Origin of the sequence: Buttiauxella ferragutiae, from assembly GCF_022637515.1 — a bacterium.
Classification (GTDB): domain Bacteria; phylum Pseudomonadota; class Gammaproteobacteria; order Enterobacterales; family Enterobacteriaceae; genus Buttiauxella; species Buttiauxella ferragutiae.
This window is the reverse complement of the sequence record NZ_CP093332.1, coordinates 2,641,054-2,656,846: the sequence shown is the minus strand read 5'-3', so window position 1 is coordinate 2,656,846 and position 15,793 is coordinate 2,641,054. Positions and strand designations below refer to the sequence as shown.

Here is a 15,793-nt window from a genome sequence, read left to right as displayed (position 1 = left end):
TCATTTATGATACATTCCGATATCATAAGACCATTAACAACCCTTTTTAATACAAAAATTCACATTTAAGGTCACGCATGAACTACGACAATGCCACGCTCGCAGACAAACTGCATGCCATGAGCGAATTATTGAATGACGTTAAAAAAGCCGTGACGCTGCGTGTGCAAGAATCGGAACTCATTATTGACGAACAAGTGATCACGTACTGCGCGCAACTGGGGCAAAAACTGAACCAGCGCCGCAAAGAGCTGGATATCGACCTTGCCACCCTTGAGCTACAAACCGGCGTGTCCGCCTCAACGCTCAAACGGCTGTTTAAAGATCCGGAACAGGTCAAATTTGGCACGGTGTTACGCGTCGCTGAAGCACTGGGTGTGAAGTTATGCGCCGCCGTGTAGAGGTGTGGTTATATGGCGAACCGGTCGGCGAACTGCGCCAGCATGATGACGGCTTCGAATTTAGTTATCGCGCTGACTACATCGGCCCGCCGCTGTCGCTAAGTTTGCCGGTGCGTGTCGGCCACTTTCGCAGCCAGACACTGCCGCCCTTTTTTGCCTCGCTGGCACCAGAAGGCTGGCTGAAAAAGCGCTACAGCCAACTACAACAACGCGACGAGCACGACCTACTCGGAATGCTTATCGATAACGGCAAAAACCTGATTGGCGCGGTACAACTGGTCAGCATGCAGGAGGATTAACCATGCGTTGCCACATTCTTTTAACTCCATTGCTCCAGGCCAAAGAGCAAGAGTCGGGCTATTCATCCAAAGGCCTGAAACAGCTGACGGGTTCGGGCAAGGTGAACCCGCAACTGAGTTTTACCCGTGATGACTTTATTCATGAATTGCCGAAAGCGCAGCGTGGCATGAGTATTTCCGGCTACCAGCCGAAACTGCAAATGGTGGTGCGCGCCGGCGAATTTGCGGTGGTTGAACATCAGGGCGAATACATCCTCAAGCCTTCTCCGGCGGAATTCCCCCATCTGGCAGAAAACGAACACGCCACCATGACGTTAATGGCGCGACTGGGGTTTGATGTGCCGCCACACGGGCTGGTGAGCTTTGCCGCTGTTGATAACGAAGCGGAGCGCGAGTTGGCATTTGTTATCCGTCGTTTCGACCGGGATATTCAAACCGGAGCGGCCATTCATCAGGAACAGCTTGATGCCGCGATGAACGTCGGCGAAAAGTACGGGAAGACGGGCAGTGACGGAAAGCAGTATGTCAGTTATCAGCAACTGGCTGAGTTCCTGACACAACATGTGAATAGCAACATCGCCTTTAAAATCGATTTGTTCCGGCGCATTGCCTACGCGTATTTGTTGGGGAATAACGATATGCACTTGCGCAATTTCGGGCTGATTCATCCACGTATTGGCGAACCAACGCTGTCGCCAGTGTATGACTTTGTGTCGGTTGCGCCCTATCCCGCCATTTTTAGCTCCGGTTTTATGGCGCTGCCGCTATTAAGATGTGAAGAAGGCGACCGCGAATTAGCGCCAGGTTTTAAGACCGCTTACGGCGAATATCTTGGTATGGATTTTCAGGCGTTGGGTTTGAGTATGGGGATGACGGAGAAACTTATTGTTAAATTGCTCAACGATATACGCAAAGAAAGCCGCATCGTAGATGCCGTTTATCGAGATTCGTTTATGCCCGCAAAAGACGTGGAAGCGACGTTGCGTTGTTACCACCAGCGCCTGGATCGTTTAATGCGCTTAGATGAAGCGGAGTTGTAATGGTGGTGGATAAGCGCAAGCGCCATCCACCACATTCATTTCACCGAAATCAGAAGGTTTCCCAATTTTCGTTAGACTCGCTGACTGCCGCTTTGCGCGGTGTCATTGGCGTAATCGTTACTTTGGGTTCAGTGCTTCGAACTGCGGCTTTGGCATCCTGGTTAATACGAAACACCGCCACGGCCTGAGTCAGACGGCTGGCTTGCTCTTCAAGTGCTGAAGCGGCGGCAGCAGACTCTTCAACCAATGCGGCGTTTTGCTGCGTAACACGGTCCATTTCAGAAACCGCCAACCCAACCTGGTCGATACCACGGCTTTGCTCGTCAGATGCCGAGGCAATTTCGCCCATGATATCGGTCACGCGGGTCACCGCATTGACAATTTCACCCATGGTTTCGCCAGCACTTTCCACCAATGTAGAACCGGTATCCACTTTGCTGACGGAATCTTCGATCAGGCCTTTGATCTCTTTGGCCGCCTGTGCACTGCGTTGTGCCAGATTGCGTACTTCACCGGCAACCACTGCGAAACCACGCCCTTGTTCACCCGCACGTGCAGCTTCAACGGCGGCGTTAAGTGCCAGAATGTTGGTCTGGAAGGCAATGCCGTCAATCACGCTGGTAATGTCGGCAATTTTCTTCGAACTGCTGGCGATGTCGTTCATGGTGCGCACCACGTTATCCACCACTTTTCCGCCCTTCTGTGCGGTTTCAGAGGCACTCAATGCCAGTTGGCTTGCCTGACGGGCATTTTCCGCATTCTGTTTAACGGTGGCAGTTAACTCTTCCATGCTGGCAGCGGTTTCTTCAAGCGAGGCTGCTTGCTGCTCGGTGCGTGAAGAGAGATCGTTATTGCCGATGGAGATTTCGCTGGCGCCGCTATAAATCGCGTTCGCGCCGTTACGCACATCACTCACCGTACTCATCAACTCTGACTGCATATGACGCAGACTGGACGCCAGTTGCCCCATTTCGTTGGTGCCTTCCACATCAATAGAACGCACAAGGTCACCGCTTGCGATGTGACGAATGCTTTCAATCAGGCGATGCAGCGGTTCAATCAGGGTTTTCTTGATGCCCAGCCAGACGGTAACAATCGCCGCAGCAACCAGTGCCAGAATCACGATCAGGATCCAAATGGCCTGCGAGTAAGACTGATTATTGTCGTCCACCGCTTGTTGGTACAGATGGTCGTTTTGTTGCAGATAATTGATGTACTCTTTTTCAAAACCGTCCTGATATTTCTGCGTAGGCTGGTCGAAGAATTCGTTAATTTTCCCCGCACCCAGTAACTGGATTAGCTCCGCCAGCGCACCATGGTAAATCGCATAGTTACGCTTGATTTCATTGGTAGACTCTTCGCTCTGGCGTGGGTCGCGTGGCAAGGCTTCATATTCAGCCCACTCTTTTTCCGCCTGCTTTAACGACTGGCTGGCGATCAGCATCAGCTCATTAACCGTCGCGCCGCTGCCGATATTGTTGGTATCCATCATATGACGGATGCCCGCACGGTTTAGCGTGTTACGGGTTTGCAGCAGGGCAACCCAACTGCCATTAAGGGTAGATTGCTGCTGGCGAATGGTTTGCAGCACGGTGAAGTTTTCTTTGTCGTTTTTCAGCGCGTTGAAGAACAACCCGCCGGAGGTCATTTGTAAAAGGCCAAATAACCCCAGCACAAACAGAAGACTGGTTACTACTTTTATGCGATTTAACATGCTTTTGCGTTCTCATGACAACAGAAGCATATAGTTTCGGCAGAACTCGTCGAAACTTTATGCTTCATTGCACAGAAATAGCAAAATTAACTCCGCTCAATATCCTTAGCGGCCTGATCTAAAGTATCGATGATTTTATACAGCGTCTCTTTTGGCAAATCGCTTTGCCCAAGTTTGGTATTAAGTGCCATTTTAAAGTTATGAATAGCACGCTGAATTTCAGGTAGACGGCGGTTATCGCCTAATACCCCTAACGATTCGAGCTTAGCGATGATATGGCCAAGGTGGTCTTGTTGTAGTACGAGTTCAGCATGGCCTTCGGTAGTAAGCGTCCACGCCTTTTTACTGCTGTCGCTTTGCACGGCAGTAATCAAGCCCATCTCCTCAAGCAAAGAGAGGTTAGGGTAAATAATCCCCGGGCTTGGGACATATTCGCCTTTGGCGATGGCCTCGATGGATTTGATCAACTCATAACCGTGCGCATTGTTGCTTGAAAGGAAATGCAGGATCAGCAAACGAATGTCGTTGGCATCAAACATGCGTTCACGGCGCATGCGCCCTTTACCTTCCATACCGCCATGTTCGTGATGATTATGGCCGCCGTGCAAACCGTGTCTTTCGTGACGTTCATGTTTGGCGCAAAGACGATGGTGTAGATGATGGATTCTCATGTTCGTTTCCTTATTTATGATGCCAGTAAGCCACAGCGCGCACGTAATCGGCGTCCAGAGCGTGGGTTTCCAGCAGTTCATCATTGAGTTTTTTGACGTCGCGACCTTCTCCGGTAATCCAGACAAAATAGTCGCTCTCCGGGAATTCAAGAGTGCTTAAGTGCTTAGCGATAGATTCGCTATCAAGCCAGTGAATATCCGCCTGTTTGAACTCACTCAGATACTCGCGGCTTTGTGCGTGTTGGCTGTTTACCAGCACAGTGGGGACAATATGTCCGGGCAGAGAGAGCAGACGGCGGCGAATGGCAGGTAAACCGCTTTCATCACAGACATAGAGTTGGCATGAATAGTCGCAAGGAACGACCAGCGATCCACGTGGCCCGCCTATCAGTAACGTATCGCCAGCCGTGGCAATTTCCGCCCACTGACTGGCAACGCCGCCGTCATGAATATAGAAGTCCAGCGTCAGTTCGTTACGCGCGGCGTCAAATTCCAGCGGGGTGTAATCACGCGAAATGGGACGCGGACCCTCCCCCCAGACAATGCCGTCGTCAGTGACTGACGGGCGAGCAAACTCACCACTTTCTGGCGGGAAAAACACTTTCACATGGTCATCAAACCCCCGCGAGGTGAAACCTGCTAATTCTGGGCTGCTAAAAACAATGCGATAAAAACAACCCGCAACGGTTTCTTTGCTTTTTACGGTTAACTGACGAAATTTAAGCTCGTTTTTGACGCGTTGTGGAAGATTAGGTTTGGTTTGTAAGGTCATCTGTTTCTCATTTTTGAATACATAAGATATATCATAGATATGTTTTAGCACACAGAAATAAGATTGTCGTTAACAATTTTTGCCGTTAAGCAAGGCGTAACATGCCGAAAATTTAATCTAAATTGTTAACGCGCCTCGTGGATCTCAAATTGACAAACCCTTACCAAGCGGTGCTTCCAATTCAGGCCGAGCGGTGCCTACACTGCAAATGGCAGCAATTGCCAGGGCTTATCCATTCATCACCTACCTACTCGACTCCGGAGGTTTGCAATGTTTCCTGAGTACCGTGAATTGATTACCGAATTAAAATCCGCCAACCCGCGTTTCCTCAGCTTGTTTGACAAGCACAATCAGCTTGATGATGAAATTTTACGCAAGGAGGGGCCGCAAGGGACGGGATACAACGAAAAAGTCATGCAGATGAAAAAAGAGAAGTTGCGGCTAAAAGATGAGTTGTATCAGATGTTGAAGAAAGCCAGTCAGTAGGTGAAATTTCAGGAAGGGGAAACTCCCCTTCCTTTGTTTTTTAAGCCGCAGTAACCAACCTAAAAACAATCGCATAAAGCTCATTCAGACCTGGATAAATATCCGCAATCACCTCTTTAAGCTGAGGCAGCGTCATATTTTCCTGACGCGCATGCTCGTCAGTCAGTTGCCCGAGCAACACCGGCATCACACTGATCACTTCGATGGTGCAAAAATAGACATCGTCTTCATAACGCCCGACACGTAATTGCTGGCCTGCCGTAAAGTGCGACTCAGAGACATCACGCAGCGTGATTGTTTTACGGCCGGCAACAATATCACCCTCAAAGCGCTGGAAAAAAGTTATGTCATTCATCACGTACCGTTCCTGTTCTTTAACTAGTTGAAGTATAGAGAGTTTAAAACAGAGAAAACAACAACGCGACAGGGAAACTCATTGGCCAGGTTGCCCCTACCAGCACAGAACATAACAGTTTGATGCTCTTTTTATCCCGAGATAAAAACCATGTAATAATCGCGGTTATTAACGACATAACCACATAAAAAACCAACATCTTCTGATAAACCGACATTTTTATAAGCTGATTGCAGTGAAATTACACTATAAAATATGCTCTTTTTTGTGGCGTATATCAAGTTTTAACAATCACGCCCCCTCCTCAGCCACCTCATTGATTGATTGCACTATATTTAAGCTACTCACCAGACAAAGGGTCTGGGGTAAAGCGGAGATTTTTTATGGGTCACTACGTTTTAAAGAAATCAGCGAAGGCGACTGCCGAACCATTTTATTTCGTGTTAAAGGCCTCTAACGGGCAAATTATCGCCCAAAGCGAAATGTATGCCTCGAAAGCGGCTGCACAGAAGGGGATTGAATCGGTTCAGAAAAATGGTGCATCGACTGATATTCGCGATGAAACGGAATAATTAACAATATATAAAGGTGATGACGCCGGCACTAAGTAGTGAAAACCTCTGTCTTAAAGAAAAGTGCAAGCGTCATCAACTTATTAAATGGAAATAACTAATCATTAAGGGGTGATTTTATCTGAATCATAATCTCAGTGCCGGATAGCGACTATCTTTAGATTAGATTTATCGCTCTATGATTCGAGGCCATTATGTTTCTAAACTACTTTGCGCTTGGTGTGCTTATTTTTGTGTTTCTCATTATCTTTTACGGGATCATTATTCTTCACGACATTCCTTATCTTATTGCTAAATCACGTAATCACCCACATGCCGATGCGATTCATGTCGCTGGTTGGGTGAGTTTGTTTACCCTGCATGTTATATGGCCGTTCTTATGGATTTGGGCCACTCTTTATCGCCCGGAACGCGGCTGGGGGATGCAGCAAGACCCAGAGATTACACTGGCTTCGTTACAGCAAAGGGTGACTGAGCTGGAGCAAAAGTTAGATAACAATAAAATAACTCCATCGGAGTAATATCATGGATTTACTCATTATCCTGACATATGTTGCTTTGGCATGGTCAATATTCAAGATATTTAAAATACCAGTAAATAAATGGACAGTGCCAACCGCTGCATTGGGAGGAGTGTTTTTAATTGGCGCGCTCATTTTATTAATGAACTACAACCACCCTTATACTTTCCTGGCGCAAAAAGCGGTTATTTCAATTCCGCTGACGCCACAAGTCACAGGGATAGTGAGTGAAGTGACCGATAAACAAAATACAATGATTAAAAAAGGGGAAGTGCTGTTTAAATTAGAACCCACCCGCTATCAGGCACGGGTAGACAGACTTCAGGCTGATTTAACCACTGCCATTCATAGTACGGAGTCACTCAAATCAGAACTTGATGCCGCCATTGCCAACACGGCCCGTGTCAGTGCAGAACGCGACAGATTGTACAAAGATTACCAGCGTTACCTTCAGGGCAGTAAAGCGAAGGTTAACCCGTTCTCTGAAAGTGATATTGATAATGCCCGACAAAATTATCTTGCACAGGACGCACTGGTAAAAGGCTCGGTTGCTGAGCAGTCACAAATCAAAAGCCAGTTAGATAGCATGGTCAACGGCGAACAATCCCAGATTGTTAGCCTGCGCGCCCAGCTTGCAGAAGCCAAATACAACCTTAACCAAACCGTGGTTCGTGCTCCGAGTGACGGTTACGTGACTCAAGTGTTAATCCGCCCAGGTACCTATGCAGCAGCCCTGCCGTTGCGCCCGGTGATGGTGTTTATACCGCAACAAAAACGCCTGATTGTCGCGCAATTCAGGCAAAATTCGCTGTTACGTTTAAAACCTGGTGATGAAGCCGAAGTGGTGTTTAATGCACTCCCAGGCCAGGTTTTCCCTGGAAAACTCACTTCAGTTTTGCCGGTCGTCCCTGGTGGTTCTTATCAGGCACAAGGTACGCTGCAATCATTGACGTTAACCCCAGGAAGTGACGGCGTGTTGGCGATAATTGAGCTTGCCCCTAATGCGGATGTTGATGCGTTACCTGATGGGATTTTTGGCCAGGTCGCCGTCTATTCCGACCATTTCACCCATGTGTCGGTGATGCGTAAGGTGCTACTGCGTATGACTAGCTGGATGCACTACCTGTATCTGGATCACTAAACTAACAAAGACAAAAAAGCTCGCCGAGGCGAGCTTTTTTTATGCACAAACCAGTTAATCAAATACACCATTAATAACAGAAGTCACAATCGCGGTACTGAGTGCGACTAACACGAGGTCCTGACCAACCGCCTGCCATTCATAACCAGGATAATAAGGCAGTTGATTCAGCATCGTTCCCGGGACCGATTTCTTCGCGATACCCGGAGGTAACGGTTTACCGCGTGCCAGGTTTTTTGCAATACCTGGAGGCAACGGTTTATATCCGGTAAAACCATAGTTAACCGCTAAACGTCGCGCATCATTAAATGTGATGTCGGTATCGACGTGGTCTGGCTTGCCGTAGTTTTTACGGCTCCCTTGATTTTCTTTTGAATTACCGTTTCCTTTATCACTCTTATCCGCTTTAGCCGATTTATCGGATTTGTTACCGCTATTTCCCTTATTACCATTGCCATTACTGTTTCCCTGGCTGCCACCATTACCACCACCGTTTCCATTGCCAGGATTTGCTAATGCTGACACGGAAAAGATGGACAGTGTAAGAGCAACCGTCGCAGCAGTTAATAAAGAGCGAGGCTTACGCATATTCATTCCTGTTAGTGTGGATACTCCTACAAATTTATGTGTGTCTGAGCCAACTCGCAAGGTGAAAACTCCTGGAGTGTGGGGTCAAACATGAGTATCCATATTGTCCGGCCGAATGCCCCACCTCGCACTTTCAGTACTTGATATCGCGGGCGGTTTGTCGGCCTTCCCGTTTATTCTGACGGTGTTCTTGACGGCAATCAGCATTACCGAACACGCCATTGCGACAATCTTGTTTGGTTTGTCGAGAATTTTCGCGCGTGTCCTGGCGCACGCCTCGGGCATCCTGGCGTTGCTCTGATTGCTCAGTTGCCTGTGCGGGTATAGCGCCTGCCATGAACACGGCGGCCAGCAGCATTAATACATATTTCTTCATAGTAACCCCTCAAAAGAAAGCACATCAGTGTGGCACACCTAAATTATAGACTTCATGAGCACAACCGCTTATTGGCGTCTTAATGTTTAATCATAACATGGCGGACAACGGTGTAATCCTCCAGCCCAAACAGTGACATGTCTTTGCCGTAACCCGACAGTTTTTGCCCACCATGTGGCATTTCACTAACCAGCATGAAATGGGTATTCACCCAGGTACAACCGTACTGTAAGCGAGCGCTAAGGCGATGCGCGCGGCCCACATCTTTTGTCCAGACTGAAGAGGCCAGGCCGTAGCTGGAATCATTCGCCCAGCCCAAAACCTGCTCTTCTTCATCAAATGCGGTCACGCTCACCACCGGACCGAAAACTTCTTTCTGCACGATGTCATCTTCCTGCTTCGCCCCCGCAAGCAAGGTTGGCTGGAAGTAATATCCCGGCCCGTCCACTTTCGCCCCGCCCGTTACCACTTTGACATGTGCCAGAGCTTTGGCGGCATTCACCGCGTTGTTGACCCGCTCAAGATGTGCGGCAGAACTTAACGGCCCAAGTTCGGTAGATTCATCTTCCGGCGCGCCAACTTTCAGGCTGCTGACCGCTTCCCCCAGTTTCTCAACCAGTTTGTCGTAAATACCCTTCTGCGCGTAGATACGACAGGCTGCGGTACAGTCCTGGCCCGCGTTGTAATAGCCAAAAGTCCGCACGCCTTCCACTACCGCATCCAGATCGGCATCATCAAACACAATTACCGGCGCTTTGCCGCCCAGCTCCATATGAGTGCGCTTAATCGAAGGCGCAGTATGGCTGATGATATGTTCACCGGTAGCAATCGAACCGGTTAGCGACACCATGCGCACTTTCGGGTGACCGGTCAGCACATCGCCGACCGTTTGCCCGCGCCCAAACAGCACATTCAACACACCTGCCGGGAAAATATCTTTCGCCAGTTCCGCCAGCTTAAACGCAGTAAGCGGGGTGATTTCAGACGGTTTAATCACCACACAGTTACCAGCGGCAAGTGCCGGGCCGAGTTTCCAGGCTGCCATCATCAACGGGTAGTTCCACGGCGCGATAGACGCCACCACACCCACCGGATCACGGCGGATCATCGAAGTATGACCGCTCAGATATTCCCCCGCCGCTAGCCCGTTCAGGCAGCGGCTTGCGCCCGCAAAGAAGCGGAACACATCCACCACCGCGGGAATTTCATCATTCAACACGCAGTGATAAGGCTTGCCGCAGTTTTGCGATTCCAGGCGGGCAAACACATCGCCATTTTGCTCAATCACATCAGCCAGTTTCAGCAGATGTTCGGCGCGCTCTTTCGGCGTGGTTTGCCCCCAACTGGCGAAGGCGTTATCCGCCGCTGTCACTGCGTCATTAACCTGGTTCGCCGTGGCTTCGGCGATTTCCAACAGCACTTCACCGGTTGCCGGATTGTAGACCGGTAACTTTTCCCCGAGGCCGTCTACTAACTGGCCGTTAATTAATAGCTGGCTTTGCATAGTGATACCCTTCTCAACGTTATTTACCGCTGCCCGCGACGTCATCTCCGCCACGGCTCAGCCAGTACGCCCCTAGAATCGGAATGGTGGTCATCAGCATCACCATCAACGCCACCACATTAGTAACCGGAACTTCACGTGGGCGCCCAAGCTGGTTGAGCAGCCACAACGGCAAGGTGCGTTCGTGTCCGGCGGTAAAGGTGGTGACAATAATTTCATCAAATGACAGCGCGAACGCCAGCATGCCTCCGGCTAACAGTGCCGAGCCGAGATTCGGCAAAATCACATAGCGGAAGGTTTGCCAGCCGTCAGCCCCCAGATCCATCGAAGCTTCAATTAAACTATAAGAGGTGCGACGGAAACGGGCGATGACGTTGTTAAACACAATCACCACGCAAAACGTTGCGTGGCCCACCACAATAGTCAGGAAACCGGGTTCAAAATTCATCATTTTAAAGGCGGTTAACAACGCAATACCGGTGATAATTCCCGGCAAAGCAATCGGTAACAGCAGTAATAACGAGATGGCATTTTTGCCAAAGAATTCCCGCCGCCAGAGTGCCGCAGCGGCCAATGTCCCGAGAATCAAAGCAAGTAGTGTTGCCAGTGAAGCAATTTTAAGTGACAACGTCACCGAATCCAGAATATCGCCGCGCGATGCGGCAACGCTGAACCAGTGCAGCGTCAGCCCTTTGGGTGGAAAGCTGAATGCAGCTTCTTCGGTGTTAAAGGCATAAAGCGCGATAATCAGCAGGGGGAAATGCAGGAAAATCACCCCGCCCCAGGCGGCGATTTTCAGCAGTAACGGAGCGCGTTCAGAGTGCATCGAAAGCCCCCAGTCGTTTCACCAGTGAAAGATAAATGGCGATCAATACAATCGGCACCAGCGTAAAGGCCGCGGCCATCGGCATGTTGCCAATTGCCCCTTGCTGGGAATAGACCATGTTGCCGATGAAATACCCCGGCGGGCCCACCAGCTGCGGCACAATAAAATCACCGAGGGTGAGCGAAAAGGTAAACACTGAACCCGCCGCCACACCTGGAATCGCCAGCGGTAAAATCACATGGCGGAAGGTTTGAGCCGGGCGAGCCCCCAAATCTGCCGATGCCTGTAACAATGACGGCGGCAAGCGCTCAAGTGCGGCCTGAATCGGTAAAATCATGAACGGCAGCCAGATATAGAGAAACACCAGGAAGCGGCCAAAACCAGAAGTCGACAGCGTATTGCCGCCGATTGCCGGAATGGTCAGCATCAGGTTAAGCAACGGCTCCAGACCCATGTGTCCAAGAAACCACTGCGCCACACCATCGCGTGAAAGCAACAATGTCCAGGCATACGCTTTCACGATGTAGCTCGCCCACATCGGCAACATCACCGCGATATAGAAAAACGCTTTGAGTTTGCCGGTGGTGTAGCGCGCCATGAAATACGCCATCGGAAACGCCAACACCGCACTGGCGATCGTCACGGCGATCGCCATGGTTAGCGTGCGCAAAATAATGTCGTAATTCGCCGGGTTAAACAGTGCGGCAATGTTGGCGAACGTCAGGTCTGGCGTGACCGACATGGTGAAATCATCGAAGGTGTAAAATCCTTGCCACAACAGTGTCAGCAACGACCCCAGATAAATAACACCAAACCACAGCAATGGTGGCAGCAGTAACAAAGCCAGCCAGAATCCAGGACGTTGCCACAAAAACGTAGCAACGCGGCGCATCAGGCGGTTGTCAGGATGGGATGCGGGAAGACTCATATCCATTTCATCCTTCCCCCAGCAACGGAACCATCGCCGCCCGGGGCCAGACTGCGGTGACCTGCTGGCCGATTTGATAGCGTTCTTCGCTGATAATGCGTTGCGGGTTCGCCTCACTGACCAACAGTTTTTCGCCACCGGCAAGACGCAGTTCAAAACGCGTTGCCGCCCCTTGATAGTGGATTTCCTGAATCATGCCATTGACACGAATTTCGTTGCTGAGGCTCGGTTCATTACTCAGGACGATATGTTCAGGGCGCAGTGAAAATAACGCTTCTTCGCCACATACTTTCCCGGAAAGCGCCGGTTGCAACACGTTTGAAGTGCCCACAAAACTCGCCACAAACGCAGTGCGCGGTTTCATATACAACTGGCGTGGCGTATCAACTTGTTCGATACGGCCATTGTTAAACACCGCCACGCGGTCGGACATCGACAACGCTTCACTTTGGTCATGGGTGACAAAAATAAAAGTGATGCCCAATTCACGCTGCAGGTTTTTCAACTCGCCCTGCATCTGTTCACGCAGTTTGAGATCCAGCGCGCCCAGCGGTTCATCCAGCAACAAGACACGTGGGCGATTGACTAAGGCACGTGCCAGCGCCACACGTTGCCGCTGCCCACCGGAAAGTTGCGACGGTTTACGAGCGTGAACAAAACCCAGTGCCACGCGCTCGAGTGCTTCTTGCGCTTTGGCGAGGCGAGTTTTCTTATCCACGCCTTTGACCATCAAACCATAAGCAACATTTTCAAGCACCGTCATATGGGGGAATAAGGCGTAGTCCTGGAAGACGGTATTCACATCCCGTTGATAAGGCGGCACGTCTTGCGCCGGTTTGCCGAAAATGGCGATTTCGCCGGAGGTGACCTGTTCAAAGCCCGCAATCAGCCGTAAGCAGGTGGTCTTGCCCGAGCCAGATGGCCCGAGCATGGAGAAAAACTCCCCGTCTTCAATATCAATTGAGACGTTATCTACGGCTCGCACATCACCGTAAAGGCGCGAGACGTTTCGAAACTGCACAGCGTACGGCATAACTCCTCCAGGCTTAACGGCCACCCATGATGGCGATGTAATCCTGGGTCCAGCGACTGTACGGCACGAATTTACCGCCTTCGGCTACCGGGGTTTTCCAGAACACGATCTTATCGAAGTAGTTATAGCCGTTGGTTTCACAGCCTTTATCGCCGAGCAAGGTACTGGCTTTACAACCTTCAGCCACGGCAGGCAGTGAGCCAAACCAGGCCGCTACGTCACCCTGAACTTTCGCTTTTAGCGAGTGGTCCATCCATTTGTAGGCGCAGTTCATATGTTTCGCATCAGCATGCAGCATGGTGGTATCTGCCCAACCGGTGACGCCCTCTTTCGGGAATACGGTACCAATCGGCTGGCCTTCCCCTTTCAGGGCGTTGGCCTGATACGGCCAGGCGCTGGAGGCCACCACCCCTTCGTTTTTGAAGTCGCTCATTTGCACAGTGGTGTCATGCCAGTAGCGGTGAATCAGACCGTGTTGGTCACGCAGTACCTTCAGCACTGCCGCGTATTGTTCTTCGGTGAGTTGGTACGGGTCGGTAATGCCAAGTTGTGGCTGTGTGGCTTTAACAAACAACGCGGCATCGGCAATGTAAATCGGCCCATCATAAGCCTGCACTCGGCCCTGATTGGTTTTGCCGTCAGGCAAGTCTTGTTTGACGAACACCACGCTCCAGCTGTCAGGCGGTGTCGGGAAAGTTTTGGTGTTGTACATCAGCAGGTTTGGCCCCCACTGATACGGCGTGCCATACACTTTGCCGTCGACGTTAAACCACGAGCCTTTTACCAGGCGCGGATCAATATTTTTCCAGTTAGGGATAAGCGCAGTATTAATCGGCTGCACACGTTTACCCATAATCAGGCGCAATGAGGCGTCGCCCGATGCGGTCACCAGGTCGTAACCGCCCTTCGCCATCAAACTGACCATTTCGTCAGAGGTGGCCGCCGTTTTCACGTTCACCTTACAACCGGTCTCTTTTTCGAAATCCGTCACCCAATTGTAGGCTTTGTCGGTATCACCACGTTCGATGTAACCCGGCCACGCGATAATATCGAGCTGCCCTTCACCGGCACCAATTTTGTCTGGAAGCCCTGCCGCCTGTGCAGAAAGCACGGTCAAACAGAGGGTGGATAGAGTCCATATAGCCTGTTTTGTACGCATTGCTGCTACTCCTGTCGGAAAGATAAAGGCGGCACGACATGGGTTATTTGTGCCAAAAGTGCAAAAAAATCCCCGTACAAAAACAATAGTCTGCGCCAATATGGCAAGCATGGCGGTAACCGGATATTTCACCAGGATGTGATAGAGGGCGCAGTAAACAGCGCGACGGGCATCGCGGTACGAGTAAGATAACCAGATGATTTTTAAAGTGTAGACAAGGTGTAAACGAAGCGGTGACTCTGCGCTACTGCTTTCCACAACTATCGAAATTTCATATGGATGGAGGTAAAAGATGCAGGTTGCTCATATCGCCCTGTGGACCAACAATCTTGAGAGCGCCTGTGCCTTCTGGCGTCAACATTTCAACGCGCATATTGGTGAGGCTTATCACTCAAAGCGCCGTGAAGGGTTTATCTCCCATTTTGTGACGCTGGAAAATGGCCCCGCACTGGAACTGATGACGCTACCGGGGCTGGTGGATAAACCGCCGCGCGAAGATAACCGCACCGGCTGGGCGCATATCGCTATTAGCCTGGGTTCTGTGGAAGCGGTCGATAAACTCGTCGCCAGCCTTAAACCGCTCGATGCTCTGGTACATGAAGCTCGCTGGACTGGCGATGGTTTTTACGAGGCGGTGATAGCAGACCCGGATGGTAATCTGATTGAGATAACGTCCTGATAACCGACAGTGGTACAGATTGAAGAAGTAAAAAATCAGGGCCATTAACGGCCCTTTTTTCGCTCACCGATTTCCGGGGCGGCTATCGCCTTTTCAATTATTGAGATTTCATATGGATTACTATGTTTAATTTCATTAAATATGTAATTAATAATACCTCAATGAAGTTATCTTTTGAGCTACAAATACCATCAACAAATCAATAAATACTCTTATTTCACGGTAATTCATTGAAAAATATTCTTTACATACATTATCATGCAGCAATTAAATACACGTAAATATATGGAGCCATAACTATGTTCAGTAAAGATCATCGTATTGATATGCACATCAATAATGGTTTATTTAACGGGAAGATTATTTACATTCATTACACTTCTAAGGAAGGACTTGCTGCAATTAAAATGCAAAGAAAGATATCAGCCAACCCCAATCGGGCTCGCCGGGGAGACAATGCTAAAAAAGGGGTGTACCTGGCGTTGGCTAAAGATGCAATGAATAACACCTATGCACATAATTTACTGTTTTTAGGTGAAAAGAAGTACGAAGCAAGTGCTATGTATTGCATTGTTTTTGTCTTCAATACAACTTGTTATCTTCATTCCGCTCCAGTCAGCTCCGGCAGCCCTGCAACAGAAGTTATCTCATTGGATGATATATACTTTAATAAAATAAATATCCTGTATGACGGCCAAAATCCTTTTATTTAGACACTATCGTATTTG

The 15,793-nt window shown here is 49.7% G+C and carries 21 protein-coding genes; 9 read left to right on the top strand and 12 right to left on the bottom strand.

The window, feature by feature from the left end:
* The first annotated feature begins 77 nt into the window (after positions 1-77).
* Genes MNO13_RS12295 through MNO13_RS12285 form a run of 3 tightly spaced genes read left to right on the top strand, consistent with a single transcriptional unit; the run spans position 78 to position 1,740 of the window.
* Positions 78-401, top strand: coding sequence for a helix-turn-helix domain-containing protein (locus tag MNO13_RS12295; RefSeq protein ID WP_241938788.1), 324 nt, complete (start codon positions 78-80; stop codon positions 399-401).
* The gene (locus tag MNO13_RS12290; protein WP_064546608.1) at positions 386-700 is read left to right on the top strand and encodes a HipA N-terminal domain-containing protein; all 315 of its coding nucleotides are present in this window, start codon (positions 386-388) and stop codon (positions 698-700) included. Before MNO13_RS12295 ends, MNO13_RS12290 begins: the two co-directional genes overlap by 16 nt.
* A gap of 2 nt (positions 701-702) precedes the next feature.
* Positions 703-1,740, top strand: coding sequence for a type II toxin-antitoxin system HipA family toxin (locus MNO13_RS12285; protein WP_241938787.1), 1,038 nt, complete (start codon positions 703-705; stop codon positions 1,738-1,740).
* A gap of 49 nt (positions 1,741-1,789) precedes the next feature.
* Here the strand turns inward: MNO13_RS12285 and tsr are convergent, their stop codons facing one another.
* The 3 genes from tsr to MNO13_RS12270 all read right to left on the bottom strand — a co-directional run bounded on the left by tsr (position 1,790) and on the right by MNO13_RS12270 (position 4,897).
* Complete coding sequence (gene tsr, locus MNO13_RS12280) at positions 1,790-3,454, bottom strand: methyl-accepting chemotaxis protein (protein ID WP_241938786.1); 1,665 nt, start codon at positions 3,452-3,454, stop codon at positions 1,790-1,792.
* Between the two features lie 86 nt (positions 3,455-3,540).
* Positions 3,541-4,125 (bottom strand): PadR family transcriptional regulator, encoded by a 585-nt coding sequence (locus tag MNO13_RS12275; RefSeq protein WP_083963375.1) that lies wholly within the window; start codon positions 4,123-4,125, stop codon positions 3,541-3,543.
* 10 nt (positions 4,126-4,135) lie between these two features.
* Positions 4,136-4,897 carry a siderophore-interacting protein gene (locus MNO13_RS12270; protein ID WP_232885839.1) on the bottom strand — a complete coding sequence of 254 codons (762 nt, stop codon included), beginning with the start codon at positions 4,895-4,897 and terminating at the stop codon, positions 4,136-4,138.
* A 270-nt stretch (positions 4,898-5,167) separates the two neighbouring features.
* On the opposite strand from MNO13_RS12270, the gene MNO13_RS12265 reads away from it, so the two are divergent.
* Positions 5,168-5,383 carry an HP1242/YdcH family protein gene (locus MNO13_RS12265; RefSeq protein WP_064546600.1) on the top strand — a complete coding sequence of 72 codons (216 nt, stop codon included), beginning with the start codon at positions 5,168-5,170 and terminating at the stop codon, positions 5,381-5,383.
* A 40-nt stretch (positions 5,384-5,423) separates the two neighbouring features.
* Here MNO13_RS12265 and yqfB read toward each other — a convergent pair whose 3' ends face one another.
* Both yqfB and MNO13_RS12255 read right to left on the bottom strand, forming a co-directional pair.
* Entirely contained in the window at positions 5,424-5,738 is a 315-nt protein-coding gene (gene yqfB / locus MNO13_RS12260) for a N(4)-acetylcytidine aminohydrolase (protein WP_237931532.1), read from the bottom strand.
* Between the two features lie 43 nt (positions 5,739-5,781).
* Positions 5,782-5,955, bottom strand: a complete 174-nt coding sequence (locus MNO13_RS12255) for a GhoT/OrtT family toxin (protein WP_064546596.1) — start codon at positions 5,953-5,955, stop codon at positions 5,782-5,784.
* Positions 5,956-6,121: 166 nt separating this feature from the next.
* Between MNO13_RS12255 and MNO13_RS12250 the strand changes: the two genes are divergently transcribed.
* From MNO13_RS12250 to MNO13_RS12240, 3 genes are all read left to right on the top strand, one after another.
* Positions 6,122-6,310 (top strand): YegP family protein, encoded by a 189-nt coding sequence (locus MNO13_RS12250; protein WP_064546594.1) that lies wholly within the window; start codon positions 6,122-6,124, stop codon positions 6,308-6,310.
* A 194-nt stretch (positions 6,311-6,504) separates the two neighbouring features.
* Positions 6,505-6,831, top strand: coding sequence for a DUF3302 domain-containing protein (locus tag MNO13_RS12245; RefSeq protein ID WP_064546592.1), 327 nt, complete (start codon positions 6,505-6,507; stop codon positions 6,829-6,831).
* 4 nt (positions 6,832-6,835) lie between these two features.
* Positions 6,836-7,972, top strand: coding sequence for an HlyD family secretion protein (locus tag MNO13_RS12240; RefSeq protein WP_064546590.1), 1,137 nt, complete (start codon positions 6,836-6,838; stop codon positions 7,970-7,972).
* 54 nt (positions 7,973-8,026) lie between these two features.
* Here MNO13_RS12240 and MNO13_RS12235 read toward each other — a convergent pair whose 3' ends face one another.
* The 7 genes from MNO13_RS12235 to ydcS form a co-directional block, all read right to left on the bottom strand.
* Positions 8,027-8,560 (bottom strand): anti-virulence regulator CigR family protein, encoded by a 534-nt coding sequence (locus MNO13_RS12235; protein ID WP_064546551.1) that lies wholly within the window; start codon positions 8,558-8,560, stop codon positions 8,027-8,029.
* A gap of 133 nt (positions 8,561-8,693) precedes the next feature.
* Complete coding sequence (locus MNO13_RS12230; protein WP_064546550.1) at positions 8,694-8,936, bottom strand: hypothetical protein; 243 nt, start codon at positions 8,934-8,936, stop codon at positions 8,694-8,696.
* A gap of 79 nt (positions 8,937-9,015) precedes the next feature.
* Positions 9,016-10,440, bottom strand: coding sequence for an aminobutyraldehyde dehydrogenase (gene patD / locus MNO13_RS12225; protein ID WP_121813525.1), 1,425 nt, complete (start codon positions 10,438-10,440; stop codon positions 9,016-9,018).
* Between the two features lie 19 nt (positions 10,441-10,459).
* Complete coding sequence (locus MNO13_RS12220) at positions 10,460-11,266, bottom strand: ABC transporter permease (protein ID WP_064546546.1); 807 nt, start codon at positions 11,264-11,266, stop codon at positions 10,460-10,462.
* A complete protein-coding gene (locus MNO13_RS12215; protein ID WP_422387192.1) occupies positions 11,256-12,194 on the bottom strand; it encodes an ABC transporter permease in 939 nt (312 codons plus the stop codon). The genes MNO13_RS12220 and MNO13_RS12215 overlap by 11 nt, the downstream gene beginning before the upstream one ends.
* A 7-nt stretch (positions 12,195-12,201) precedes the next feature.
* Complete coding sequence (locus MNO13_RS12210; protein ID WP_064546541.1) at positions 12,202-13,227, bottom strand: ABC transporter ATP-binding protein; 1,026 nt, start codon at positions 13,225-13,227, stop codon at positions 12,202-12,204.
* 13 nt (positions 13,228-13,240) lie between these two features.
* On the bottom strand, positions 13,241-14,386 hold the full coding sequence (ydcS, locus tag MNO13_RS12205) for a putative ABC transporter substrate-binding protein YdcS (protein WP_064546539.1): 1,146 nt from the start codon (positions 14,384-14,386) through the stop codon (positions 13,241-13,243).
* A 292-nt stretch (positions 14,387-14,678) separates the two neighbouring features.
* Here ydcS and MNO13_RS12200 point away from each other — a divergent pair, with 292 nt between their 5' ends.
* Both MNO13_RS12200 and MNO13_RS12195 read left to right on the top strand, forming a co-directional pair.
* Complete coding sequence (locus MNO13_RS12200) at positions 14,679-15,065, top strand: VOC family protein (RefSeq protein WP_064546537.1); 387 nt, start codon at positions 14,679-14,681, stop codon at positions 15,063-15,065.
* A gap of 299 nt (positions 15,066-15,364) precedes the next feature.
* Positions 15,365-15,778 (top strand): hypothetical protein, encoded by a 414-nt coding sequence (locus MNO13_RS12195; RefSeq protein WP_241940037.1) that lies wholly within the window; start codon positions 15,365-15,367, stop codon positions 15,776-15,778.
* The last annotated feature ends 15 nt before the right edge of the window (positions 15,779-15,793 follow it).